Raw genomic sequence first — 24,589 nt, forward strand, 5'->3', positions numbered from 1 at the left:
CAGCGCCGGGAACGTGATGGTGCCTGCTACATATAGGAAAAGTTTAGAAAAATTTCAAGCCGCCCCACCTGGCGCCGCCCCGCGCCGCCCGACGGTGAGCCGCATGGCCGCGATCCCCGCCAGGATGATGAGCGTCGAGCCGATCAGCATCCACATGTCCGGCCGCTCGCCGAACACCGCCATGCCGGCGATCATGGCGAAGACCAGCCGGGTGTAACGGAACGGCGTCACCGCCCCCACCTCGCCGGTGCGCATGGCGATGGTCAGGGACGTGTAGGCAAGGATTCCGGCGACCGAGGCCGCCGCCAGCCCGAGCCAGGTCGCGGCGTCCGGGCCGACCGGCGCGGGGCCGAAAGGCAGCGCGATCAGCCCCGCGACGATCAGCATCGCGAAGCCCAGCACGCCGAGCTGGCGGAACGACAGCTCGGCCGGTGCCGCGCGGGTGGCCAGATCGCGGCCCGCAAAGCCCAGCATGCCGATCACGGCCAGCAGCGACAGCGGCCCGAACCCCTCGGCCCCTGGGCGCAGGATCATCAGCACGCCCGCAAAACCCACCGCCACCGCCAGCCAGCGCCGGGGGCCGATCCGCTCGTCGAACACCACCACCGCGCCCGCCATCACCACCAGCGGCGTCGCCTGAAGGATCGCCGAGGCGGTGGAAAGGGGCGTCAGCGCGATCGCCAGCATGAAGAACAGCCGTCCGACCACTTCGGCAAGCGAGCGCAGGATCATCGCCCGCCGCAGCATCGCGCGGCTGAGCGGCGTCTCGCCGGCCAGCATTGCCCAGATGGAGAAGGCGGTCACCCCGAAAACCCCGAAGGTCATCAGCACCTGCCCGACGGGCAGGCTGGCGGCGGCGATCTTCAGCAGCGCGTCCTCGACCGCGAAACCGGCCATGGCAAGGCACATGAAGGCGGCGCCGCGCCGGTTCCAGGCCGCGCCCAGGCGGGAATGTGGCAAGCTCATGGCAACCTCGTCCAGAATGGCTCGGCCACCTCTCCTGCATCCGCGGGGCGGACGCAATCGCCTGCGCCGATGCTTCAGCGGGGGTCTTTCGGGGCGGCGTTTCGTCCGGGGCTGGGGCCACACCCCATGCGGCGCAGCGCCGCACCCGCAGACGGCGCTTGACTTTAAAGGGGGCTGGGCAAGTCTGATGGCACAGGGATCAGCCTTGACCGCTGAGGAGGGACAAGAATGGTGACGATGACAGACCGCATCGCAGCCGATCCGAATTACGAAAAACTGCGATCTCGACGACTTCGATTCGGCTGGACCCTGACGATCGCCATGCTGGTGGTCTATTACGGGTTCATCCTGCTCATTGCTTTCAGAAAGGACCTGCTCGCCACGCCGATCGGCAATGGCGTGACGACCTGGGGCATTCCCATCGGCTTCGGGGTCATCGTCTTCACCATCGTCATCACGGGGGTCTATGTCCTGCGCGCGAACCGCGAATACGACGAACTGACCGAAGCCGTGAAGCGCGAGGCCCTGAAATGACCCCCCCCATGAGCCTTGGCCGGTTCGCCGTATTGTCGTTGCTGCTGTTCGTGCCCAGCCTCGTGCTGGCCGCCCCCGCGCTGGAGGGCGAGATCGTGCAGCAGGCGACCAACTGGACCGCGATCACCATGTTCGCGGTGTTTGTCGTGATGACGCTGTTCATCACCAAATGGGCCGCCGGACGCACCAAGTCGGCGGCCGATTTCTACACGGCGGGCGGGGGCATCACCGGCTTCCAGAACGGCCTTGCCATCGCCGGTGACTACATGTCGGCGGCCTCGTTCCTGGGGATTTCGGCGGCGGTGATGACCAGCGGCTTCGACGGGCTGATCTATTCGATCGGCTTCCTCGTGGGCTGGCCGATCCTCACCTTCCTGATGGCCGAACGGCTGCGCAACCTCGGCAAGTTCACCTTCGCCGACGTCGCCGCCTTCCGCTTCGAGCAGACGCCGGTGCGCGTCTTCGCCGCCTCCAGCACGCTGGTGGTGGTGGCCTTCTACCTGATCGCGCAGATGGTCGGGGCCGGGCAGCTGATCAAGCTGCTGTTCGGACTGGAATACTGGATCGCCGTGGTGATCGTCGGCGCGCTGATGATGATCTATGTCCTGTTCGGCGGCATGACGGCGACCACCTGGGTGCAGATCATCAAGGCCTGCCTGCTGCTGGGCGGCGCCTCGTTCATGGCGCTGATGGTGATGTGGCAGTTCGGCTTCAGCTTCGAGCGGCTGTTCGCCCGGTCGGTCGAGATCAAGGCCGAGATCGCCGGGGCGGCAGGCCAGCCACCGGACGAGGCGGCGGCGACGGGCCGATCCATCATGGGGCCGGGGAACTTCATCCACGATCCGGTCAGCGCGATTTCCTTCGGCATGGCGCTGATGTTCGGCACGGCGGGCCTTCCGCATATCCTGATGCGCTTCTTCACGGTGCCGAGCGCGAAAGAGGCGCGCAAGTCGGTGATGTGGGCGACGGTGTGGATCGGCTATTTCTACCTGCTGACCTTCATCATCGGCTTCGGCGCGATCACCTTCGTGCTGACCAATCCCGGCTTCCTCGACCCCGAGGGCGGGCTGATCGGCGGCAACAACATGGCGGCCGTCCATCTGGCGAACGCGGTCGGCGGCAACATCTTCCTGGGCTTCATGTCGGCGGTGGCCTTCGCGACCATCCTCGCGGTGGTGGCGGGGCTCACGCTGTCGGGCGCCTCGGCGGTGTCGCATGACCTTTACTCGACGGTCATCAAGAAGGGGCAGGCCGACAACGCCGCGGAACTGCGCGTGTCGAGGATCACCACGCTGGCGCTCGGCGTGGTGGCGATCATCCTCGGCATCGTGTTCGAGAAGCAGAACATCGCCTTCATGGTCTCGCTCGCCTTCGCGATCGCGGCCTCGGCGAACTTCCCGGTTCTGTTCCTGTCGCTGCTGTGGAAGGGGATGACCACCCGCGGGGCCGTCGTGGGCGGCTTCCTCGGGCTTGTCTCGTCGGTGCTGCTGACGATCCTCTCGCCCTCGGTGTGGGAGGCGACCTTCGGCAATCCCGCCGGCTCGGCGCTGTTCCCCTACACCTCGCCGGCCCTGTTCTCGATGACGCTCGCGTTCCTCGGGATCTGGCTGTTCTCGATCACCGACAACAGCCGCCGAGCGCAGATCGACCGCGCCGGCTACAAGGCGCAGCAGGTCCGGTCCGAGACCGGCATCGGCGCCGCCGCCGCCTCGGCGCATTGAGCCGGGGCGCCGACCTGACCAAAGCGGCCGGGCCTTCGGGTCCGGCCGCAGACATGACCGGGCAGGGGGCCGATCACACCCGCCGCGAACTGCTGTCGCTGATGGCGACCCCGGTGGGCGAGGCGTTCCTGCGCAAGCCCTTCTTCGTGGACGGCGGCACGGATCTGGTGACGCTCTGCCGCGACCTCTCCGAACGCGGCCTGACCGAGGCGCTGGTGCGCGACGGCGGCCGCATCGGCATCTTCACCACCACCGACCTGCGCGACGCCCTGCTGCGTCCGGTTCCGCCCGCCGAACTGCCGGTGCGCGAGGTCACCACCTTCCAGACCGTGTCGGTTTCCACGGGCGACGATCTTTACGACGCGATGATCCTGATGCTGCGCCACCGCGTCCGCCGGCTGGTGGTGCGCGAGGGGGACGAGGTCGTCGGTGTGCTGACCCAGCTCGACCTGATGGGGTTCGTCGCCAACCATTCTCAGCTCATCGCGCTGCAGGCGGCGCAGGCGACCGATCTTGCCGAGCTGAAGGCGGCGGCGGGGCAGATCAACGACCTGATCCGCGCCCTGCACGAGGACGGCGTCCGGGTCGAGGTCATCACCGGGCTGGTGGGCGAATTGAACCGGCGGGTTTTCCAGCGGCTGTGGGCACTGCTCGCGCCCGAGCCGCTGCGCGAGAACAGCTGCCTGATCGTCATGGGCAGCGAGGGGCGGGGCGAGCAGATCATCAAGACCGATCAGGATAACGGCCTGATCCTGCGCGACGGCTTCCCGGCGGATGGGGTCGCGGAGGTCGCCGACGCCTTCACCGCCGCGCTGGTGGAGTTCGGCTATCCCCTCTGCCCCGGCGGCATCATGATGAGCCGACCGCTGTGGCGGCAGCCGGTCTCGGGCTTCCGCCGGACGCTGGCGGGGTGGATCTATGGCGACGATCCCGAGGGGCCGATGAACCTGGCGATCTTCCTCGACGCGGCGCCGGTGGCGGGGGATGCGAGCCTGCTGGCCGAGGTGCGCGGCCATGTCGATGAGCTGCTGTCCAGGGGCGACGCCTTCCACGCCCGCTTCGCCAGCACCGTGCGCAGCTTCGGTCAGGACGGAAGCTGGTGGTCGCGCCTGCCGGGCCTCGGCGGGCGGGCGGAGGCCGAGGTGGACCTCAAGAAGCTGGGCATCTTTCCCATCGTTCAGGGGGTGCGGGCGCTGGCGCTGCAATACCGCGTGCCGGAGCTGAACACCGCGGAGCGGCTGCGGAAACTGGCGGCGGCCCGGCGGATCGAGGAGGATCTGGCCCGCGACCTGACCGACGCGCTGCGGTTCCTGATCGGGCTGAAGCTGTCCGGCAACCTGCGCCAGATGGCCGAGGGGCGCACCGCGGATAACCTGATCCGGCTGGGCGAGCTTGGCACGCTGGACCGGCAGGCGCTGAAGGATTCGCTCGCCATCGTCCGCCGCTTCAAGCAATGGCTGGCGCGGCATTACCGGCTGGACACGCTGTGAACCGGCACCCCGATGGCGGCGGACCCCGGCGCGGCCCGCTGCTGGCGCTTTTCTGCGCGGCGCTGGTGCTGTTCAACTTCCCCATGCTGACGGTCTTCGACCGGGACGCCACGGTCTTCGGGCTGCCGCTGCTGGGGGTCGCGCTGTTCGCGATCTGGGCCGGGCTGATCGGGCTGCTCGCCTGGATCAGCGAGCGCCGCCCCGAGCGCCGCAGCGGGCGAAGACACCGCAAAGACCTGTCCTGAACGCCGAGGGGTCCGAGCCATGGTCGCAGCGCCCGTCGTCCTCGCCATCTCGCTCGGCTATCTGCTGCTGCTGTTCGCGGTCGCGGCGCATGGCGACCGGCGCGGGGCGCAGGGCCGGTCGGTCATCGGCAACCCGTGGGTCTATGCGCTGTCATGGGCTGTCTATTCCAGCGCCTGGACCTATTTCGGCAGCGTCGGCAGGGCGGCGGCGGGCGGGATCTGGTTCCTGCCGGTCTATCTCGGCCCGATGCTGGCGATGCTGCTGGCGTGGATCGTGCTGCGCAAGATGGTCCGCATCGCCCAGACCTACCGCATCACCTCGATCGCCGACTTCATCGCCAGCCGCTACGGCAAGAGCCCGCTGCTGGCCGCCGCCGTCACCCTCATCACCGTGGTCGGCATCCTTCCCTATATCGCGTTGCAGGTGAAGGCGGTGTCGGCGGGTTACGACCTGCTGGTCCACGGCGCGGATCAGCCCGCCCCGCCGAGGGCGACGTGGTGGCAGAACGGGACCCTTGCCGTGACGCTGGCGCTGGCGGCCTTCACCATCGTCTTCGGCACCCGCCATCTCGACAGCGCCGAGCGGCACGAGGGCATGGTCGCCGCCATCGCCTTCGAATCGCTGGTCAAGCTGGGCGCGTTCCTCGCCGTGGGGGTGTTCGTCACATGGGGCATGTTCGACGGCCCCGCCGACATCTGGGCGCGGGCGCAGGCCTTCCCCGAATTGCAGTCGCTGCTGCGGCTCGGCGGCGGCGAGGGGGCGGGCGCGTTCGGCCACACGCAGTGGTTCGCGATGACCATCCTGTCGATGTTCTCGGTCCTGCTGCTGCCGCGCCAGTTCCAGATGATGGTGGTGGAATGCGTGGACGAGCGTCACATCCGCCGCGCGGCGTGGGTGTTTTCGGCCTATCTGCTGCTCATCAACATCTTCGTGCTGCCGCTGGCGATCGGCGGGCTGGTCCATTTCGGCCCCGGCGGCGGCATGGACCCCGAAACCTTCGTGCTGTCGCTGCCGATGGCCGAGGGCGCGACCGCGCTGGCGCTGGTGGCCTATATCGGCGGCATGTCGGCCGCGACCGGCATGCTGATCGTCGAGACGGTCGCCGTCTCGACCATGGTCTGCAACGATCTGGTGATGCCCACGCTGCTGCGCCTGCCCGGCTTCGGGGCGCGGGCGGGGGGCGACGTGACGCGGCTGCTGCTGAACATCCGCCGCGCCGCGATCGTCGCCGTGCTGCTGCTGGGCTACGCCTATTACCGCATCGCCGGGGATGCCTATGCGCTGGTGTCCATCGGCCTCATCAGCTTTGCCGCCGTGACGCAGTTCGCGCCCGCGCTGCTGGGCGGCATCTACTGGCGCGGGGGCACCGCCGCCGGGGCGCTCGCGGGGCTGCTGGGGGGCTTTGCCGTCTGGGCCTATACGCTGATGCTGCCGTCGATGGCGAAGTCCGGCTGGCTGCCGGCGGGTTTTCTGGACGGTCCCTTCCCGCTGCTCGCGCCCGAGGCGCTGCTGGGGATGACCGGCCTCGACAATCTCACCCATTCCCTGTTCTGGAGCCTGCTGGTCAATGTCGGCCTCTATGTCGGCCTGTCGCTTTCGCGCGCGCCCTCGGCCCGCGAGGCGACGCAGGCGCTGCTGTTCGTGGACGTGTTCGAGCGCGGCGGCGGGGCGGCGGAGCCCGCGCCGATCTTCTGGCGCGGCCGGGCGCGGCTGGAGGATCTGGTGGGGCTGGCGACCCGCCTGCTGGGTCCGCTGCGGGCGCAGCAACTGTTTCAGGAACACGCCGCGGAAACCGGCGCGGCCAGCGTGGAGGCGATCACCGCCGACGCCCGGCTGGTGGACCGGGTGGAGCGTCAGCTTGCCGGCGCGGTCGGCAGCGCCTCGGCCCGCGTCCTCGTCGCCTCGGTCGTGCAGGAGGAGCCGCTGGGCATCGCCGACGTGATCGAGATCCTCGACGAAGCCTCGCAGCTGCGCGTCTATGCCCGCGCGCTGGAGGAGAAGTCGCTGTCGCTGGAGGCGGCGACCGCCGAGCTGCGCGCCGCCAACGAGGCGCTGAAAAGCCTCGACCACATGAAGGACGACTTCATGTCCTCGGTCACGCACGAGCTTCGCACGCCCCTGACCTCGATCCGGGCGCTGACCGAACTGATGCTGGACACGCCCGACATGGAGGAGGCGCAGCGCGAGGAGTTCCTGCGGATCGTCGTGGGCGAAAGCGAGCGGCTGAGCCGGCTGGTCAACCAGGTCCTCGACATGGCGAAGATGGAATCGGGTCACGCGGAATGGCGCATCGCCGATGTGGACATGCGCGCGCTGGTGTCGGACGCCGTTCGCCTGACCGCCGGGATGTTCGACGAGCGCGGGGCGCAGGTGCTCATGGACCTGCCCGCGACGGTGCCGGTGATCCGGGCCGATCCCGACCGGCTGACGCAGGTGCTGCTGAACCTGCTGACCAACGCCGCCAAGTTCGTCCCGCAGGAGGGCGGGCGGGCCGAGGTGGTCCTGCGCGCCGGGACGGGCGATCTGGCGGTGATGGTCCGCGACAACGGCCCCGGCATCCCGCCGGATCAGCGGGCGGCGGTGTTCGAACGCTTCCGCCAGGTCGGCGACGCCGCCACGCGCCCGCCCGGCACCGGCCTCGGGCTTCCGATCAGCCGCCGGATCGTGGAGCATTTCGGCGGAGAGATGTGGGTTGAAACGGCACCGGGGGGCGGCGCATGCTTCGCTTTCCGGCTGCCGCTCGACCCGGAGGAGGGGGCCGGAGGAGGGGGAAAGAGATGGGCATCAAGGTGCTGATCGCCGATGACGAGCCCAATATCGTGGTCTCGCTGGAGTTCATGCTGAAGCGCGAGGGCTACGAGGTGATCGTGGCCCGCGACGGCAACGAGGCGCTGGAGGCGATCCGGCGCGAGCGGCCGAACCTCGTGCTGCTGGACGGGATGATGCCCGGCCTGTCAGGTTTCGGCGTGTGCGAGGCGGTGCGCGCCGACCTCTCGCTCGGCGGGACGCGCATCCTGATGCTGACCGCCAAGGGGCGCGAGGCGGACGTGGCGCGGGGCGTCGGGGCGGGGGCGGATGCCTATGTCATCAAGCCGTTCTCGACCCGCGATCTGATGCAGCAGGTCCGGGACATGCTCGCGTGAAGCCGGACCGGCGGCTTCTGGTCGCCGTGCTGGCGCCCGGCCTCGCGCTGGCGCTGTGGCTGGGGCTGGGCGTCCTGCTGCTGGGCGCCACGCTCGGGCCTGCGCAGCGGGCGGCGGTGAGGCAGGCCATCGGCCCGCTGCTGCCCTCGCACGGGGTGCTGGCGGTGGGCTGGTGGTTGGCCGGGGCGGCACTGGCCGCATGGGCGGCGCACCGCCTTTACCGCGCCAACGTGGTCGCCCCGGCGCGGCTCGCGAATGCCGCGCGGGTGCTGGCCGGGGATGCTTCGGCGCCCGAGCTTCCCGTTCAGGGCGGCAGCGCCATGCGCGGCATCGCCAGCGCGGTCAACAGCCTCGCCGCGCAGCGCGGGACTCTGACGGCCGAGATGGCCCGGCTGGTGGACGAGGCGAGCCGCAGCGTGGCCGAGCAGCGCGACCAGCTTGCCGCGCTGATGAGCGAGCTGGATCACGCGGTGGTGGTCTGCAATCCCGACGGGCGCATCCTGCTTTACAACGGGCGGATGCGGGATCTGTCGCGGCGGCTGTCGCCCCACGGCGCGGAGGTGATCGGCCTTGGCCGCTCGATCCACGCCCTGATCGACCGCGCCCCCATCGACCACGCGCTGGAAACGGTGGAACGCCGCATCGCCCGCGGGGGCGATCCTTCGGCCGCCGCCGCCAAGTTCGTCACCGCGACCGAGGCGGGGCATCTGCTGCAGGTCAGCCTCGCGCCGGTGCGCCCGGCGGCTGCGGAGGGTGCCGCCGCCGTGACGGGCTTCGTCCTTCTGGCCGACGACATCACCGGCGAACAGGCGGCGCGGGCGCGGCGCGACGCCGAGCTTCTGCGGCTGACCGAAAGCACCCGCGCCTCGGTCGCGAGCCTTCAGGCAGCGCTGGAGATGCTCGACCTGCCCGACCTCGGCCTCGAGGACCGCGAGCGGTTCCTGTCCGTGCTGCGGGACGAGGTGGCGGCGATGGGCGCCCGGCTGGACGATCTGGCGGAGAGTTCGCTGCTGGACGTGATGACCCGCTGGCCCTTGCAGGAGATGCTGGGCGCCGATCTCACCGCCGCCGCGCAGCGCCGGATCGTGGCCGCGACGGGTCAGCCGGTCGCCGCGCATGATGCCGCGGGCGAGTTGTGGCTGAACGTGGACAGCTTCGGCCTGATCCAGGCGCTGACCTTCCTTGCGTTGCGGGTGGCGGCGGTGCATCCCGAACCGCGGATGTGGCTGCGGCTGGCGCAGGCGGGCGGCACCCGCGCCAATCTGGACCTCGGCTGGCACGCCCCGGAAGGCGCCCGCCTGCCCGCGACCCTCGCCGGGGTGCAGAGCGAGCCGATCGACCTCGACGGCACGACCACCCCCGTCTCGGTGCGGGACATGGCCGAGCGGCACGGCGGCGAGGTCTGGCTGGAGCGCGACCGGAAAAGCGGCCAGCCGTTCTTCCGCTTCCTGTTGCCGCTCGCCGCATCCGAGGCCGCAGCGCCCGCCGCCGCCTGGCCCAGCCGGCCCGAGTTCTACGACTTCGACCTGTTCGCCGCCGGCGCGGGCGGGGCGCTGGACGAACAGCCGCTGTCGGCCGTCCCCTGCACGGTGTTCGACACCGAGACGACCGGCCTCGACCCCGGCGGCGGCGACGAGATCATCCAGATCGGCGCGGTGCGGATCGTCAACGGGCGCATCCTGCGCAGCGAATGCATCGACCAGCTGATCGACCCCGGACGCAGCATCCCCGAGGCCGGCATCCCGATCCACGGCATCCACCCGCACATGGTGCGCGGCAAGCCCACCATCGCCGAGGCGCTGCCCGCCTTCCACGCCTTTACCGAGGGCAGCGTGCTGGTCGGCCACAACGTCGCCTTCGACATGCGCTTCCTGAAGCTGAAGGAGGCGCGGACCGGCCTGCGCTTCGACCAGCCGCTGCTGGACACGCTGCTGCTGTCCAGCATCGTCCACCCCGACGAGGCGAGCCACGGCCTCGACGCCATCGCGGAACGGCTGGGGGTGGAGGTGTCGGGGCGGCACACCGCGCTCGGCGATGCGGTGGCGACGGCCGAGCTGTTCGTGCGGCTGATCCCGCTGCTGGCGCAGCAGGGCATCGTGACCTTGGGGCAGGCCCGCGCCGCCTCCAGCACCTCGCAGTTTGCGCGGCTGGAATATTAGCGGCGCAGGGGGGCTTTTCGCCGTTGCTGCGGAGGCGGGGCAGATTGGTGCGGCGGACGCCTCTCTACTCCGCCATGTGGCCGGCTCTGGCGGGAATGCCGACATTGTCGATGAGCCGTGTCTCGCCCAGCCACACCGCCGCCAGCAGACGCGCGGGTTGATCCGGCGCGACCACAGGCGCAAGATCGTCCTCGGCGCGGAATTCGAGATACTCGACCTCGCGGAAACCGGCCGCGAGGATGGCGTCCCGCCCCGCTGCCAGCAGGGGGCCGGGCGCGGCTCCGGCCGAAAGCTCCCGCGCCGCGCGGAACAGGACTTCGGCGAGCTTCGGCGCGATCGCCCGCTCGGCGGCCGACAGGCGCAGGTTGCGCGAGGACAGGGCGAGGCCGTCCGCCTCGCGCACGGTTTCACAGCCGACGATCCGGGTGGGAATGTCGAGATCGCGCACCAGCCTGCGGACGACCTGAAGCTGCTGGAAATCCTTCTCGCCGAAGAACGCCAGATCGGCCCCGGTCTGCAGGAACAGCTTGGTGACGACGGTGGCAACGCCGTCGAAATGGCCGGGGCGGTGGGCGTCGCAGAGCCCTTGCGTCTGTCCCTGCACCGAAACGGTCGTGGCGAAACCCGGCGGATACATGGCCTCGGGCGTCGGCGCATAAAGAAGATGCGCGGCGACGGCGCCCAGCTTGGCCGCATCCTCGCGTTCGGTGCGCGGATAGGCGGCAAGGTCGGCGGCGCTGTTGAACTGCCGGGGGTTCACGAACAGCGTCACGATCACGCGGTCGGCCCGCGCAAGCGCGGCGCGGACGAGGCTCAGATGCCCGTCGTGCAGCGCGCCCATCGTGGGCACGACGGCGACGGTCGCCCCCTCGGCGCGCCATCCGGCGACGGCGGCGCGCAGATCGGCGACCGTGTGGACGATCGGAACGCTCATCCTGCGTCGGACCCGGTGGAGCGGGGGGCTGGGGCGTCGCCGAACGCATGTTCGGGGGCGGGAAAGCGGCCCGCGCGCACGTCGGCGGCATAGGCGGCGATGGCGGCGTCGGCGTCGCGGCCCAGCTCGGCATAGCGCCGCACGAACTTCGGCTGGAAATCGGCGAACAGCCCCAGCATGTCGTCGATCACGAGGATCTGCCCGTCGCAGGCCGCGGATGCGCCGATGCCGATGGTGGGAATCGCGATCTCGGCGGTGATCCGGCGGGCGAGGTCCTGCGGCACCTTCTCCAGCACCAGCGCGAAGGCGCCCGCGTCGGCGATGGCCGCCGCGTCCGCGGCGATCCGCTCGCCATCCTCGCCCCGGCCCTGCACCTTGTAGCCGCCCAGCACGTTCACGGCCTGCGGGGTCAGCCCCAGATGCGCCATCACCGGAATCCCCCGCGCGGTGAGAAAGCCGACCGTCTCGACCATCGCCGCGCCGCCTTCCAGCTTGACGGCTCCGGCGCCGGTCTCGGCCATCAGCCGGGCCGCGTTGCGGAAGGCCTGCTGCGGCCCTTCCTCATAGGCGCCGAAGGGCAGGTCGATCACCATGAGCGCGCGGTCGAGGCCCCGGCGAACTGCCTGCCCGTGCAGGATCATCATCTCCATGGTGACGCCCAGCGTCGAGGGCAGGCCGTGCAGCACCATGCCGACGCTGTCGCCGACCAGCACCAGATCGCAATGGCGGTCCACCAGCCGCGCCATCGGCGTGGTGTAGGCGGTGAGACAGGCGAGCGGCGCGCCGCCCTTCCGCGCAACGATCCCCTGCGGGGTGATCGCCCGCGTTGCTGCCGACACGCTCATGCGCTTCTCCTCCTCGGTCTGCCGGCGGCCGGCGCGTCATCCGGCAGGGCGGCCGGACGTTCCGGCGAGCCTGTCGGAAGATGCCGCGCGGCGGCCATGAAGCCGGGCGTTCCGCCAAGCCTTCGGTCGCCTCTACCGTCCCGCCCGCGGTCCGATCAAGGGCGATCATCCCCGCGCAACCCGCTGGGCTATCCGCCCTTGCGCAGGCCCGAGGGCAGGGGGCGGCCCGCGAAGTCGATGGTGTTCGTCGCGATCACCGCGCCGGTCGCGTCGCAGGTGAAGCGCACCCGGCGCGTTTCCGAGTAGAAGGTCAGGCGGACCCGCCCGGCATCCTCTCCCTCGCCGCGCTCGATCTGGCTGGCGATGCGGCCCGCTTGCATCTCCTCGCGGAACGCCTCCTGGGTCATGCCGAAGGCGGCGGCGACGACGCCTGCGTCGATCTCGGCATCGCCGCCGCGCAGCGAGACCGCGTTCATCGCGGCAGCTCGTCGCCCGCGCTGCGCCAGTAATCGTTGGCGGCGGCGACGGTGGCGAAGTTCACCGCGACCACATGGCTGATGGCGATCAGCGCATCCCCGTTATCCGCATATTCCGGCCGCACCCGCTCGCGGACGGCCGGATCGGGCTGGGTCAGCTTGACCGCCACGCGCGACAGCTTGACGGCAAGGTCATAGCCTTCCTGCGGCGTTGCGGTGATGAGGCTCGAGAGCCAGGTTTCCATCGTCATCCTCTCCTTGCGTTGCCCGCGCCCGTGATCGACGGACCCATCAGGCCCCCAGCGCGGCGCGAAAGTCCAGCATCTCCGCCGTTCCCGCGCCGGGTGGACGCTCCGCCCCTACTGCTCCCGCGCGAGGTCGAGGATGCGCTGCCGCCGCCGGATGCGGCCGGCGTCGATCAGCATCCGCCCGGCCCAGCGATAGACGTTCTGCTCGCGCACCTGCTGGCGCATCTGGCGCATCCGCTCGCGCTGCTCCTCCGGCGGCATGTTCAGCGCCGTGTGCAGGGCCGCGGCCATCTCGCCGCCATCATAGGGGTTCACGATCAGCGCCTCGGACAATTCGCGCGCGGCGCCGGTGAAGGTGGACAGGATCAGCACCCCCGCATCGTCGTCGCGGGCGGCCACGAATTCCTTGGCGACGAGGTTCATGCCGTCATGCAGGCTCGACACGATGCACAGATCGGCGGCCCGGAAGATGCGGAACACCTCCCACGGCTCATGGTGGCGGATCAGCAGGCGGATCGGCCGGTAGTCGCCGTCCCCGTGGCGGGCGTTGATCTCGTCCGCCAGCTCCACCGCTTCCTCCTGCAACCGGCTGTAGCTGGCGAGCTTGCTGCGCGTGGGCGCCGCGACCTGCAGGAAGGTGAAGCGGCCTTTCCATTCGGGCTTCTGCTCCAGCAACAGGTCGATGGAGCGCATCCGGTCGAGGATGCCCTTGGTGTAGTCGAACCGCTCGATCCCGACCGCGACCTTGTGGTCGGGGTCCAGCCCGTGCTGGGCGCGGACCTGGGCGCGGCAGACCTCCACCGGCGGCTGGGCGGCCAGCGCCTTGGGCGGCCACGCGATCGAGATCGGATAGGGCCGCACCGCCGTCTCGTCCCCGCCCAGGGTCACGGTCCGGTATTCGCGGTCGATCCGGCTTTCGATGAAGCGGTCTACCGTCTCGAAGAAGTTGTTGCAGTGATAATGGGTGTGAAAGCCGAGGATGCTGGAGCCGAGCAGGCCTTCGAGGATCTGTTCCTTCCACGGGCAGATGCCGAAGGTCTCGGCATTGGGCCAGGGGATGTGCCAGAAGGTGATGATGGTGGCCTTGGGCAGCCGCTCGCGGATCATCTTCGGCGCCAGCGCGAAATGGTAGTCCTGCACCAGCACGATGGGATCTTCGGTCCGCGCCTCGCGGGCGACGGCCTCGGCGAAGCGTTCGTTCACCTGCGTGTAATAGTGCCAGTCGCTTTCGCGGAAGGTCGGCCGCACGAAGGCGATGTGGCAGAGCGGCCAGAGCCCTTCGTTGGCGAAACCGTAGTAATAGCCGTCCTGCTCCTCCTCGGTCAGCCAGATGCGGCGCAGGCGGTAGGCGGGATCGTCGGGGGGCACAGCCACGGTGTCGCCCGCGTCCACCGTCTCCTGATCGGCGGTGCCGCTGCCGTGGGCGATCCATGTGCCGCCGCAGGCCCGCATCACCGGTTCCAGCGCGGACACCAGCCCGCTGGCGGGGGTCTGAAGCACCACGCCTTCGTCGGTGTTGTTGTGGATGTAGGGCTCGCGGTTGGACACGACGATGACCTCGGCGTCCGGCAGGGCATCGAGCAGCAGGTTGTGCAGCGTCTGGGGCGTCCACTCGACATCTGGCGAGTCGGTCGGCGCGCGGCCGGCGTCGAGGCTTTTCAGCAGCGTCTGGATCGGGTTGCTCAGGGCAGGGCGCTCGCCGCTCTGCGGCTTGCCGGCGCGCAGATCCTCGACCGCCTGCCGGAGCGAGGTCATCCAGCCCCGCATCACCAGCAGCAGCAGGAGACCGGCGATCGCCGCGGTGACGAGGGCGACGCCCACCAGCGCGACGCCGATGAGGGTGCGGGCCTGCGCCAGCCGCGCCCCGATATAGCTGAGATCATGCAGGACGATCAGATGGGCGGGCGCCTCGGGCGGGCCGACCGGGAACGAGGCCGCGAAGACCGGCAGCCCCTCGCTGGTGATGCGCGAGAAGCTTTCCACGCCGGGCAGGTCGATCTGATCGCAGGAAAAGCTCGGCGGCATCAGCCGCGTCGCGCCGCGCAGCCTCTGGCTTTCGTCGCATAGCCCCACGCCCAGGATGCGCTCGTCGCGGGCGACCGCTTCCAGAAGGGCGGCAAGCTCCGCCTCGTCGCCGCTGGTCAGGGCGCGGTCCACCGGCCCCTCGATCGCCCGCAGCACCAGCCGCGACCGGGACTGCACATCGAACTGCGACCATTTCGAGATCAGCAGCCCGGTGAAGGGAATGGCGACAAGGCTCAGCGCGACGATCAGCAGGACGCCGCCCAGGATGAACCTGAACGGGCGTGTTACCGTGAGGCGCCAGGTCTGTCTCATCTGACCGAGATCCACGGCCTGCTCAGCATGATCGCGCAGTTGATGAGTCCGACAAGCGAATAGGTCTGCGGATAGTTGCCCCACAGCTCGCCATCGGCGAAGGCGATATCCTCGGACAGCAGCCCGGCATGGGTGAGATTGCCCAGCATCTCCTCGAACAGGGACCGCGCCTCCTCGGTCCTGCCGGTCAGGTGCAGCGCCTCGATGAACCAGAAGGTGCAGAAGTTGAACGCGGTCTTCGGCTCGCCGAAATCGTCGGGGTCCGAGTAGCGCAGCAGATGCGAGCCGCGCCGCAGCCCGCGCTCCACCGCCTCCAGCGTGGCGAGGAAGCGCGGATCGTCGGCGGGCAGGAAGCGCAGGTCCACGAGTTGCAGCAGGCTGGCATCCAGTTCATGCCCGCCGAAGGACGCGGCGTAGCGGCCCTCCTCGGGGCACCATGCCTCGGTCTCGATCCGGTCGCGGATGATCTGCGCCTTGCCCCGCCAGTAATCGACGCGGGCGGACAACCCCAGCGCCTCGGCGGCGTTGGACAGCCGGTCGCAGGCGGCCCAGCACAGAAGCGCGCTGTAGGTGTGCGTGCGGGCGATGGTGCGGAACTCCCACAGCCCGGCATCGGGCTGGTCGTGCAGGGCGAAGGCGCGTTCGCCGATCTTTTCGAGCGCGTGGAAATCCTCGACCGTGGCGGGACGCAGCAGCCGCTCGTCGAAGAAGGCCTGCACGTTCGACAGGACGATCTGGCCATAGACATCGTGCTGCAAATGCTCGTGGGCCTGATTGCCCACGCGGACCGGACCCATGCCGCGATAGCCGGGCAGGCTGTCCACGATCCGCTCCTTCAGGGCGGGTTCCATGCCGACGCCATAGACCGGCTGGACATGCCCGCCCTCGGCCTCGTCCACGATGTTGCGCAGGTAGCCGAGATAGTTTTCCAGAATGTCGGCCGCGCCCAGCCGGTTCAGCGCCCGGACGACGTAATAGGCGTCGCGCAGCCAGCAGTAGCGATAATCCCAGTTGCGCCCGCTGTCCGAATGCTCGGGGATCGAGGTGGTGAGCGCCGCGACGATGGCCCCCGTCTCCTCATAGGCGCAGAGCTTGAGCGTGATCGCCGAGCGGATCACCACCTTCTGCCATTCCAGCGGCAGCGCCAGCGTCCGCACCCATTCGCGCCAGTAATCCGCCGTCTCCTGGAACATGACGGCGCAGGCGTTGCGCACGTTGCCGATGAACGGCTCGTCCGGGCCCATGAACAGCGCCAGATCCTCCTCCAGCCGGAAGCTGCGCTCCTCCAGGATGTTGGACACCGGGACGTTGGTGGTCAGGCGGAAGGGGGCGGGCCGGGTGACATAGCGGATGTGGTTCGATCCGAAGGTCCGGTCGGGAACATGCGCACCGTAATCCGATGCGGGGCGCATGCGGATGCGCAGGCGCGGGGTGCCCTTCAGCGGCCGGATCAGCCTGATGAACGCCGTCGGCCGGTAGATGCGGCCCGAGTGGCGATAGCGCGGGGCGAAATCCAGGATCTCCACCTCCGCGCCCTGTGCGTCGCGCAGCACCGTGCGAAGGATCGGCGTGTTGCGAAGATAGTCCTGCTCGACCGATTCCAGCCCCTCGACCTGGACGTCGAAGAACCCGATCGCCGGGTCGGCCTCGCCCGCCAGCAGGTTGCAGAACACCGGATCGCCGTCCACCCGCGGGGCGCAGGCCCATACATAGCGGCCCTGCCGGTCGATCAGCGCGCTGATGGCGCAGTTGCCGATGGGTGCAAGGTCGAGATTCTGGGTCACGCATTTCCTCCGTCGTCGTCGTCCAGCCAGTCGAGCACCTCGGCCACGCTGCCGAGGCGGAACCGCGCGCGGGTCTCGCGCGGCGGGCCGACCAGAATGCCATAGCCCCCCGCCGCCGCGGCGGCGGCGAAGGCGTGTTCGTCCGTCAGGTCGTCCCCGACCATCACCGGCATGTGGCCGGCGAAAGGCGGCTCGGCCAGGAAGGCCCGCAGGGCATCGCCCTTGTGCGGTCCGGGCGAACGCAGCTCGCTGACCATCGTTCCCTCCTGCAGGACGAGGCCGGTCGCCCCGGCCACCCGCCGGGCGGCGGCGCGGACCTCGGCCTCGGTCTCCGGCCGCGCGCGGTAGTGGATCGCGACGCTCGTTCCCTTGTCCTCGAGCAGCAGGCCCTTGTCCTCAGCCAGCAGCCGCAGGCTTTCCCGCGCCTGCGGCAATCCCGGCGCGGGGCGCGGCTCCTCGACCCCGCCACGGGGCCCGCGCCGGACCAGCCCGTGCACCGCCGCGACGGCGGGCACCGCGCCGCCGACGATCCGGTCCGCCTCGGCCAGCGTCCGCCCGGTAAGCACCGCGACCCGGCCGCCCATCGCTTCGGCCAGCGCCGCCAGCACCCGCGTCCGACGCAGGTTCGGCCCCACATCGTCCGGCCGGGCTTCGATCTCGGCGAGCGTTCCGTCGAGATCGAGAAACAACGCGGTGCCCTGGCGATCCAGGCGGGGAGGCATCGGGGTCATCATCCTTCGCATCATGTCCGAGCGGGGCGGCACCAACAAGCCGCTTGCGGGAAGGGCGGGCGGGCGCGGCCGTTGCGCGAAGGGCCGCAGGCGAACATCGGCCGTCCTTGATCCCGGCTTTGATCCCGGCCCCGACTCCGCTACATGCTTTCGCCGGCATCAGGAGATCCGCGCCCATGCACCACGACCCGGCCGCCCGACTGCGGGACGCGGAGCTTCGCCGCTTCGTGCGCGCCCGGTATGGGTTGCGGGGGACGTTGCGCCTGCACCGGGCGGCGCTTCCCTGGGATATCCTGCGCGCGCCGGTCAACGTGTCGTTGTCGCCCGTGTTCCTGCTGACCAAGCTGGCGGCCGGGCTGGCGCAATTCTGCGGCCTGCGGCGACTGGGCCATTGGCTGGCGGCGCGGCGGATCTTCCTGACCTCCGACCTGTCGCGGCGGCTGGAGACGGATCTGCGCGATCTCGTGGCCGAACTGGGCCGCAGGGGCCTCGCCCCGGATGCGTCGGCCGAGGCGCTCGACGCCGCCATCGCGGGCCATGTCGAGACCCGCAACGCGGTCGCCGAAATCACCACCTCGCTGATCGTGGTGCTGGCGGGGCTGCTGCTGTTCCACCGCGCGACGCCCGGCATCCTCTCGCTGGCGTCGCCCGTCGCGCAGTTGCGGGCGCAGGCGCAGGCGATCGAGGATTTCGCGCTGGGCAGCGGCATCGGCAGGCTGTGGTATGGCGCCTTCCCGACCGAGCTTTCCACCGCCGAGGTTCTGCTGACCGGCCTGATGCTGGCCGGGATCGCCTCGCTCGTGACCACCTTCGCGGGGTTGCTGGCCGACCCGTTCCAGCTCTGGACCGGCATTCACCGCCGCCGGCTCGGCCGCATGTTCGACCGGCTCGACCGGAAAGACGCGGCCCCCGCGCTGGAGCGCGAGCATCTTCTCGCCCGCGCGGGCGATCTCGGCGATCTGGCCGCGTGGGTCTGGCGAAGCTGGCGATAGGGCTTCCGGCGCGGGGTCTTTAGGGCGAATTGTCGCGAAAGCCTTGAACGACTCGCGGAATCCGAATGAATTGATCCGGGGATCGAACGGACCGATTGCCACGGACAGCACGCCTGCCTACGGATGAAGGTGACGTCGAGGCACTCAACCGGCCGGTCCCGGAAAACTGTGGTAGAGCGGCGGCGCGGCGCTGTAAGGTCGGCCGTTGCTTGTGCGAGGATGTGTGTTGCTGTCCCGGCTTCGTGATATTTTCCGTTCCGACGATTTCATTCCGACATCCTCGGTCTTTCCCGGCATCGACGCGGACAAGATCGCGGCCGAGATGAAGCTTGCCGAAAAGGGCAGGGCGCGCGGCGCGCAGAACCAGCCGCCCACCGACATGACCGAATTCGATCACGTCGAGGCCAGCATCATCCAGCGGATCGAGGAAAGCCGCCGCAAGGGGCTTGAGAATTACGAGATCAACCGCCGCGTCTACAACGAACGCCTGACGCGGGCCGGACATGCCTCGGAGGAGGTGAACATCGAGGCGGGGAAGGCGATGAACGCCTTCAATGCGACCGTTCATTCGCACCGCAACTCGATCGTCGATGCCCGCGAACGGCTGAACGAGACCTATCGCTGGCGCAACCTGTTCCGCGAAAGGCACCGGCTCAGCCGCCCGGCGCAGGAATTCAACGGCTGGATCAACGTGATCTCGGTTTCGCTGGTTCTGGTCGCGGTCGAGGCGGGAATGAACAGCTACCTGTTCTCGTCGGGGAACGAGTTCGGCCTTCTCGGCGGCCTTCTCGTCGCCGTCATCGTCTCGGCGACGAATGTCGGCATGTCGCTGTTTCTCGGCCATCTGGCGAACTCGGTCAATCACCGCAACCCGCTCCGAAAGCTGATCGGCGCCGTCTTCTTCCTGGGCTGGGTCGCGCTGGCGCTGGCGATCAATTTCGGCGTCGCGCATTTCCGCGACGGCTTGGAACGGGGCCTCGAATGGCGGCAGGCGGCCGAGCAGGCGGTCCCGTCGATGATCGCCAACCCGTTCGGGCTTGCCACCATCGAATCGTGGCTGCTGGTCATCCTGGGCTGCATGATCTCGTCCTTCGCCTATCTGAAGGGCTGGCACGCGGATGATCCCTATCCGGGCTATGGCCGCCTCAGCCGCAGCCTGTCGCAGGCGCGGGCGGAATATGACGCGCAGTTCGACGACGTTCTGCACCAGCTCGTCACCCACCGGGACGAGGCCATCGCCGGATTGCAGGCCGCGAACGAGGATGTGCGCGACGCCATCACGGAGGCCATCGACGCGCTGTTCGGTCAAAGCTCGCTCAGCGCGCATCTGCAGACGTTTCTCGAACAATGCGATCTTGCGACGGCGTATCTGCTGGCGAGATATCGCGACGAGAACCGCGCCGCCCGCGAGACGCCGGCCCCGGCCACCTTCGGCAAGGCTTACCGCTTCCCCGAGTTCAAGCCCGAATCCATCGACACCTCGCGCAAGGAGATGGCCGAGAGCGAGGCGCGCAAGGTCAACGAGACCGTGCAGACGACGATCAAGGCGATCTTCGGGCAGTTCGAATCCGCCCGGAAGGAGTTCAGCGTCACCGACGACGTGGAACTGGGCGGTGCCAAGCCCGCGCCCGTTCAGCCCGTCGCCGCCCAGCCCGCCCTGATGGGGGCGCAGTGATGGCGAGGAAGCGGACGCGGGGCAGGGCGGGTGGCTTCAAGTCGCGCAAATCCCGCCGCCGGGGCGGGCCCAATCCGCTTCTGCTGCTGGGCGCGGCCGCCGCCGTCGCCGGTATCGGCGCGCTTTTCTATCTTCAGTCCCGCACGGCCACGGCGATGAGCATCGACCCGGCGACGCTGTGCCCGCCCGGCGGTCCGGCGGGCATGACGGCGATCCTGATCGACGTGACCGACGCGCTGGCCCCGTCGCAGGCGGCAAAGCTGCTGGAATTCGTCGAGGAGGAGGTGCGGCAGGCCCCGATCGCCACGCAGTTCACGCTCGGCGTCGTGTCCGACGACCCGCAGCGGCTGGGCAGCACCGATGCGCTGTGCAAGCCCTGGGCGGGCAACGACGTCAGCAGCCTGACGCAGAACGTCGCGGCGGTGCAGGAACGCTATCAGGAAAAGTTCCACGACCCCCTCAGGCGCAGCTTTCAGGACATGATCGCGGCGTCCGATGCGACCCGCTCGCCGATCATGGAGGGGCTTCAGTCCCTCGTCGCGGAAACGCCGCGCTTCGTGACTTTCGACGGCCCGAAGGAGATCATCATCGTCTCGGACCTCCTTCAGCACAGCGACGCGATGAGCTTCTATCGCGGCGAGGACTGGCAGGGCTTCATGGCCTCGCCCGCCTCGCAGCGCCTGTCGGACAGCCTGCACGGCGTCGATGTGTCGGTCTATCTCATCCCGCGCCCGGCCGAGGGGGTGGATGATCCCGCCGTGATCGAGGATTTCTGGGTGCGCTACTTCGACGTGCAGGGCGCGAACCTGCCGCGAATCCGCCGCCTGGGGGATCTGTGATGGCCGGGCGGCGAAGCGTCAGCCGCAGCATCCACCACGCCGACGCGCGCGACGGCCGCGACAAGCTGATCCTGATCCTCGCCTTCGTGGCGGGGGTCGTGGGCGGCATCATCCTCAAGCGTCTCGGCCTCCATCCGTTCATCCCCGCCGGTTATTCGGTCGCGGTGCTGTGCGGCTATGCGCTGCTCACCTGGTATGCCACGCATATGCGGCTCGAGCCCGAGGCGATCGGGGACAACTGCTATTATCTCGGCTTCCTGTTCACGCTGACATCGCTGTCGGTCACGCTTTACGACGTGATCCAGGCCAGCGGCGAAACCCGCGCCGACCTGATCCCCGGCGTCATCTCGGGCTTCGGGGTGGCGCTGGCGTCCACGATCGGCGGGGTCTTCCTGCGGGTGCTGATGATGCAGTTCCGCACCGACCTGGTCGTGCGCGAGCGGGAGACGCGGGTCGAGATGGACATGGCGGCCCGTCAGCTCAGAAACGACATGTCGCGCAGCATCCGGCAGATCAAGTCCTACACGGTCGAGGCGCTTCAGCTTGCCGCCGAGCATGAAACCGCGATGCGCAAGCAGACCGAGGCCCTTGTCGCCGACACGCGCGAGCAGATGCGGGCGGCCTCGCTTGCCGCATCGGACGCGCTGACCGCCGCCATCGCCGACACCACGCGCGCGCAGACCGAGGCGGCGATCCGCAGCGTGCAGCAGGCGGTGGAGCGGGCAGCGGCCGAGATGCTGAGTTCCGCCGCAATCCCGCCCGAGCAGGGCGAAGTCGTGGCCAGCCCGCAGGGACGGAGCGTGTTCACCGTGCCCGCCGTCGCCGTGCCCCCGCGCGCAACGGATCATGCGGGCAAGGACGCGGGGCCGGAACATCTGCACTATCGGCCCTACGGCCGGCTCAACGACGTCCTCGCGGGCCTCGGCGGCCCGCTGGCCGAACCGGCGAACCGACCCGCTGACGGCGAACCGCGTTCCTGATCGCCACGAGAGCAGGTTCCCCGATGCGCCCCCACGGTCCCTACGACAACAGCGGCTTCGACCGCGGCTATCGCCGGGGGGCGATCATGGGCCTCACCGTGGCCGAGGCCTTCATCCTCGTCTGCTTCTGCCTGCTCCTGCTGCTGTTCTGGTGGCAGCAGGATACCGAGAAGCGCAGCCTGCTCGCCGCCGACCGGATCGCGGAGATGACGCAGGAGGAAAAGGCGCGGCTCCTCCGGGCGCTCGGCGATGGCAGTCTGGACCTCGCGATCGCGCTGGGGGACGCTGGTGTGCCCGTGGGCAATCCCGTCACGGCGCGTGAATATTCCCGCTTTCTCGCCGAGGAAGACCTTCGGCGGATGATGAAGGGGCTGGTCGAACTGCCGCAGGACGTGCGGCTGGAGTTTGCCGATCTGGTCGAGGCGGGGCAGGCGGCGCAGCTTGCGCAGGCGGTGTCGCGCGTGTCGGCGAGCGATCCCTTGAACCAGATCTCGGCGCGGGTCGGCGCCGCCGCGGCGGCCGAGCAGCAGTTGACCGAGGCACTGGAACAGCGGCTCGGCGCGGCGATCCGGGGCGCGGGCGGGCAGATCGACGCGAAAGGGACGATCACGCTTCCCGATACGGTGCTGTTCGACCTGGCCGACGACCGGGTGAAGGACCGCGCGTTTCTCGAAGATTTCTGCCGCCCGTGGATCGAGACGCTGCGCGGCGCCGGGCTCGATATTTCCGAGGTGAAGATCGAGGGGCACGCCTCCAGCGAAGGTCCCGCCGGATCGACGCCGCAACAGGCCTATATCTACAATCTCGACCTGTCGCAGCGACGGGCTCAGAATGCGCTGGCCGTCTGTCTGGCCGGGCTGCCCGAGGACGCGCAGACTTGGGCGCGCGAGCATCTCGTCTCGGTCGGCTATTCCTCGACCCGTCTGGTCACCGACGAAGGCGGCGCGGAGGACCGGCAGAAGTCGCGGCGGGTCATGTTCTCGGTCGCTGCTGACCGCAGCGGGCTGCTCGACGAAATCGAGCGGGATCTCGAGGCGGCGGGGTCGCCGCCCGTTGCGGGCGGGGCGGAGTAGAAGCGTCTCGACATCCTTGACCGGGTCGGACAGGCGCTCCTCTGCCGTGCCGCCGTCTCAACCCGCAGCAACCGCCGGCATCGCTGCCAGTGCCGCCGCGTGGGCTGCGCGTCGGCGCAGGTCCGGGTGCTGTGCTTCGGTCAGCGCCTCGGCGACGGCCGCGTGAAGCCCCGGAACGTGGGACGCCAGCGCGCGATCCAGCCAGGCCAGCGCCTCGGCGAACTTGCCGTCCGCCAGCAGATGCCGGGCGAGGTTGAACTGGCCCCAGCAGTCGCCGCGCTCGGCCGAGGCGGTGTAGTAGGCCATCGCCGCGCCCGCGTCGGACGGGCCTGCCGCGCCGGTCTCGGCCAGCATTCCCAGCATGTTCAGCGCCTGCAACAGCCCGCCGCGCGCGGCGTCGGCGTAAAGGCGCAGCGCCTCGGCCGGATCGCGCGGCACACCCTCGCCGCGCAGATGCAGGTCGGCGAGGTTGAACATCGCCCAGGGCTCGCCCGCGGCCGCCGCACGTCGATACCAGCCCGCCGCCTGCCCCGCGTCGGATGCTATGCCCCAGCCGCGCTCGGCGGCCCGGCCCAGCATCGTCAGCCCGCGGGGATCGCCCGCCCGCGCCGCCATGCGAAAGGATTCGAGCGCCTGCCCTGCCTCGCCCGCCTCGAGCAGAAGCTGCCCGGTGGCGAGCGCGGCGCCCGCGCTCACAGTTCGGCCCACATGCGCAGCAGGTTGTGATAGTGGCTGACGAGGCCCAGCACGGCGGGCGCGTCGTCGCCCATCGCCTCGCGGGCCTGCCGGATCGCCAGATCGAGATCGTAGAGCATCGTGCGCCGGCCGTCGTCGCGCACCATTGACTGCGCCCAGAAGAAGCTGCCCCAGCGGCTGCCGCGCGTGACCGGGTTGACCCGGTGCAGCGAGGAGGAGGGATAGACGACCATGTGCCCGGCGGGCAGCTTGACGGCGTGGGTGCCATAGGTGTCCTCGATCACCAGCTCGCCGCCGTCGTAATCCTCGGGCGCGGTCAGGAAGATCGTGGTGGAGACATCCGCGCGCATCCGCATCCCGCCCGCGCCGGGAATGGTGCGGATCGCGTTGTCGGTATGGGCGCCGAAGGTCATGCCGGGGTCGTAGCGGTTGAACATCGGCGGCAGCACCCGCAGCGGCAGGGCGGCGGCGGTATAGGTCGGGTTGCGCGCCAGCGCGTGCAGGACACGCTCGCCCAGCTCTCGCGCCACCGGGGAATCCGGCGGGATCTGCAGGTTGTTCTTGACCGTCGCCGCCTGATCGCCCGCCGTTTCGCGGCCGTCGGCCCATGCGGCGCGTTCCAGCGTGTCGCGGAAGGCCACGACGTCATCAGCGGACAGAACGTCCGGGATCAGGATCAGCATTCGTCACCTCGGGAAATGGGCGGGGCCGCCTGAACGG

General features: G+C 69.6%; 22 protein-coding genes. 12 read left to right on the forward strand and 10 right to left on the reverse strand.

What is annotated here, in order from left to right; genetic code table 11:
• Window positions 1-54: 54 nt before the first annotated feature.
• Entirely contained in the window at window positions 55-960 is a 906-nt protein-coding gene (locus tag KTN05_RS12080; protein ID WP_371823352.1) for a DMT family transporter, read from the reverse strand.
• A gap of 234 nt (window positions 961-1,194) precedes the next feature.
• On the opposite strand from KTN05_RS12080, the gene KTN05_RS12085 reads away from it, so the two are divergent.
• From KTN05_RS12085 to KTN05_RS12115, 7 genes are read left to right on the forward strand one after another with little or no spacing between them, the layout of a single operon-like run.
• Window positions 1,195-1,500 (forward strand): DUF485 domain-containing protein, encoded by a 306-nt coding sequence (locus KTN05_RS12085; RefSeq protein ID WP_254368168.1) that lies wholly within the window; start codon window positions 1,195-1,197, stop codon window positions 1,498-1,500.
• Window positions 1,497-3,221 carry a cation acetate symporter gene (locus tag KTN05_RS12090; RefSeq protein WP_217329662.1) on the forward strand — a complete coding sequence of 575 codons (1,725 nt, stop codon included), beginning with the start codon at window positions 1,497-1,499 and terminating at the stop codon, window positions 3,219-3,221. Before KTN05_RS12085 ends, KTN05_RS12090 begins: the two co-directional genes overlap by 4 nt.
• 53 nt (window positions 3,222-3,274) lie before the next feature.
• Window positions 3,275-4,711, forward strand: a complete 1,437-nt coding sequence (locus KTN05_RS12095) for a DUF294 nucleotidyltransferase-like domain-containing protein (RefSeq protein WP_217329663.1) — start codon at window positions 3,275-3,277, stop codon at window positions 4,709-4,711.
• Window positions 4,708-4,956: a hypothetical protein gene (locus KTN05_RS12100; RefSeq protein ID WP_371823353.1), complete on the forward strand. Its 249-nt coding sequence runs from the start codon at window positions 4,708-4,710 to the stop codon at window positions 4,954-4,956. The genes KTN05_RS12095 and KTN05_RS12100 overlap by 4 nt, the downstream gene beginning before the upstream one ends.
• A gap of 19 nt (window positions 4,957-4,975) precedes the next feature.
• On the forward strand, window positions 4,976-7,753 hold the full coding sequence (locus KTN05_RS12105; RefSeq protein ID WP_217329664.1) for a sensor histidine kinase: 2,778 nt from the start codon (window positions 4,976-4,978) through the stop codon (window positions 7,751-7,753).
• Window positions 7,735-8,100, forward strand: a complete 366-nt coding sequence (locus KTN05_RS12110; protein ID WP_217329665.1) for a response regulator transcription factor — start codon at window positions 7,735-7,737, stop codon at window positions 8,098-8,100. Before KTN05_RS12105 ends, KTN05_RS12110 begins: the two co-directional genes overlap by 19 nt.
• Window positions 8,097-10,259, forward strand: a complete 2,163-nt coding sequence (locus tag KTN05_RS12115; RefSeq protein WP_217329666.1) for an exonuclease domain-containing protein — start codon at window positions 8,097-8,099, stop codon at window positions 10,257-10,259. Before KTN05_RS12110 ends, KTN05_RS12115 begins: the two co-directional genes overlap by 4 nt.
• Before the next feature lie 64 nt (window positions 10,260-10,323).
• On the opposite strand, the gene panC is transcribed toward KTN05_RS12115, so the two are convergent.
• The 7 genes from panC to otsB form a co-directional block, all read right to left on the reverse strand.
• Window positions 10,324-11,193, reverse strand: a complete 870-nt coding sequence (gene panC / locus KTN05_RS12120) for a pantoate--beta-alanine ligase (protein ID WP_217329667.1) — start codon at window positions 11,191-11,193, stop codon at window positions 10,324-10,326.
• Window positions 11,190-12,038 carry a 3-methyl-2-oxobutanoate hydroxymethyltransferase gene (panB, locus tag KTN05_RS12125; RefSeq protein WP_217329668.1) on the reverse strand — a complete coding sequence of 283 codons (849 nt, stop codon included), beginning with the start codon at window positions 12,036-12,038 and terminating at the stop codon, window positions 11,190-11,192. The genes panC and panB overlap by 4 nt, the downstream gene beginning before the upstream one ends.
• 188 nt (window positions 12,039-12,226) lie before the next feature.
• The gene (locus KTN05_RS12130; RefSeq protein WP_217329669.1) at window positions 12,227-12,514 is read right to left on the reverse strand and encodes a DUF6522 family protein; all 288 of its coding nucleotides are present in this window, start codon (window positions 12,512-12,514) and stop codon (window positions 12,227-12,229) included.
• Window positions 12,511-12,759 (reverse strand): hexameric tyrosine-coordinated heme protein, encoded by a 249-nt coding sequence (locus KTN05_RS12135; protein WP_217329670.1) that lies wholly within the window; start codon window positions 12,757-12,759, stop codon window positions 12,511-12,513. The genes KTN05_RS12130 and KTN05_RS12135 overlap by 4 nt, the downstream gene beginning before the upstream one ends.
• Before the next feature lie 114 nt (window positions 12,760-12,873).
• Window positions 12,874-15,099 carry a trehalose-6-phosphate synthase gene (locus tag KTN05_RS12140; protein WP_217329671.1) on the reverse strand — a complete coding sequence of 742 codons (2,226 nt, stop codon included), beginning with the start codon at window positions 15,097-15,099 and terminating at the stop codon, window positions 12,874-12,876.
• Complete coding sequence (locus KTN05_RS12145; protein ID WP_217329672.1) at window positions 15,096-16,883, reverse strand: glycoside hydrolase family 15 protein; 1,788 nt, start codon at window positions 16,881-16,883, stop codon at window positions 15,096-15,098. The genes KTN05_RS12140 and KTN05_RS12145 overlap by 4 nt, the downstream gene beginning before the upstream one ends.
• Window positions 16,880-17,605 carry a trehalose-phosphatase gene (gene otsB, locus KTN05_RS12150; RefSeq protein WP_217329673.1) on the reverse strand — a complete coding sequence of 242 codons (726 nt, stop codon included), beginning with the start codon at window positions 17,603-17,605 and terminating at the stop codon, window positions 16,880-16,882. The genes KTN05_RS12145 and otsB overlap by 4 nt, the downstream gene beginning before the upstream one ends.
• A gap of 185 nt (window positions 17,606-17,790) precedes the next feature.
• Here otsB and KTN05_RS12155 point away from each other — a divergent pair, with 185 nt between their 5' ends.
• From KTN05_RS12155 to KTN05_RS12175, 5 genes are all read left to right on the forward strand, one after another.
• Window positions 17,791-18,606, forward strand: a complete 816-nt coding sequence (locus KTN05_RS12155) for a DUF6635 family protein (RefSeq protein WP_217329674.1) — start codon at window positions 17,791-17,793, stop codon at window positions 18,604-18,606.
• A 226-nt stretch (window positions 18,607-18,832) separates the two neighbouring features.
• Window positions 18,833-20,281: a hypothetical protein gene (locus KTN05_RS12160; protein ID WP_217329675.1), complete on the forward strand. Its 1,449-nt coding sequence runs from the start codon at window positions 18,833-18,835 to the stop codon at window positions 20,279-20,281.
• The gene (locus KTN05_RS12165) at window positions 20,281-21,120 is read left to right on the forward strand and encodes a hypothetical protein (RefSeq protein ID WP_217329676.1); all 840 of its coding nucleotides are present in this window, start codon (window positions 20,281-20,283) and stop codon (window positions 21,118-21,120) included. The genes KTN05_RS12160 and KTN05_RS12165 overlap by 1 nt, the downstream gene beginning before the upstream one ends.
• Window positions 21,120-22,100, forward strand: coding sequence for a hypothetical protein (locus KTN05_RS12170; RefSeq protein ID WP_217329677.1), 981 nt, complete (start codon window positions 21,120-21,122; stop codon window positions 22,098-22,100). The genes KTN05_RS12165 and KTN05_RS12170 overlap by 1 nt, the downstream gene beginning before the upstream one ends.
• 23 nt (window positions 22,101-22,123) lie before the next feature.
• Window positions 22,124-23,173, forward strand: a complete 1,050-nt coding sequence (locus tag KTN05_RS12175) for an OmpA family protein (RefSeq protein WP_217329678.1) — start codon at window positions 22,124-22,126, stop codon at window positions 23,171-23,173.
• A 57-nt stretch (window positions 23,174-23,230) separates the two neighbouring features.
• Here KTN05_RS12175 and KTN05_RS12180 read toward each other — a convergent pair whose 3' ends face one another.
• Both KTN05_RS12180 and KTN05_RS12185 read right to left on the reverse strand, forming a co-directional pair.
• A complete protein-coding gene (locus tag KTN05_RS12180) occupies window positions 23,231-23,869 on the reverse strand; it encodes a tetratricopeptide repeat protein (RefSeq protein WP_217329679.1) in 639 nt (212 codons plus the stop codon).
• Entirely contained in the window at window positions 23,866-24,552 is a 687-nt protein-coding gene (locus tag KTN05_RS12185; RefSeq protein WP_217329680.1) for a Fe2+-dependent dioxygenase, read from the reverse strand. The genes KTN05_RS12180 and KTN05_RS12185 overlap by 4 nt, the downstream gene beginning before the upstream one ends.
• Window positions 24,553-24,589 lie beyond the last annotated feature (37 nt).

The organism is Paracoccus sp. Z118, assembly GCF_019061185.1.
In the GTDB taxonomy this organism is placed as follows: domain Bacteria; phylum Pseudomonadota; class Alphaproteobacteria; order Rhodobacterales; family Rhodobacteraceae; genus Paracoccus.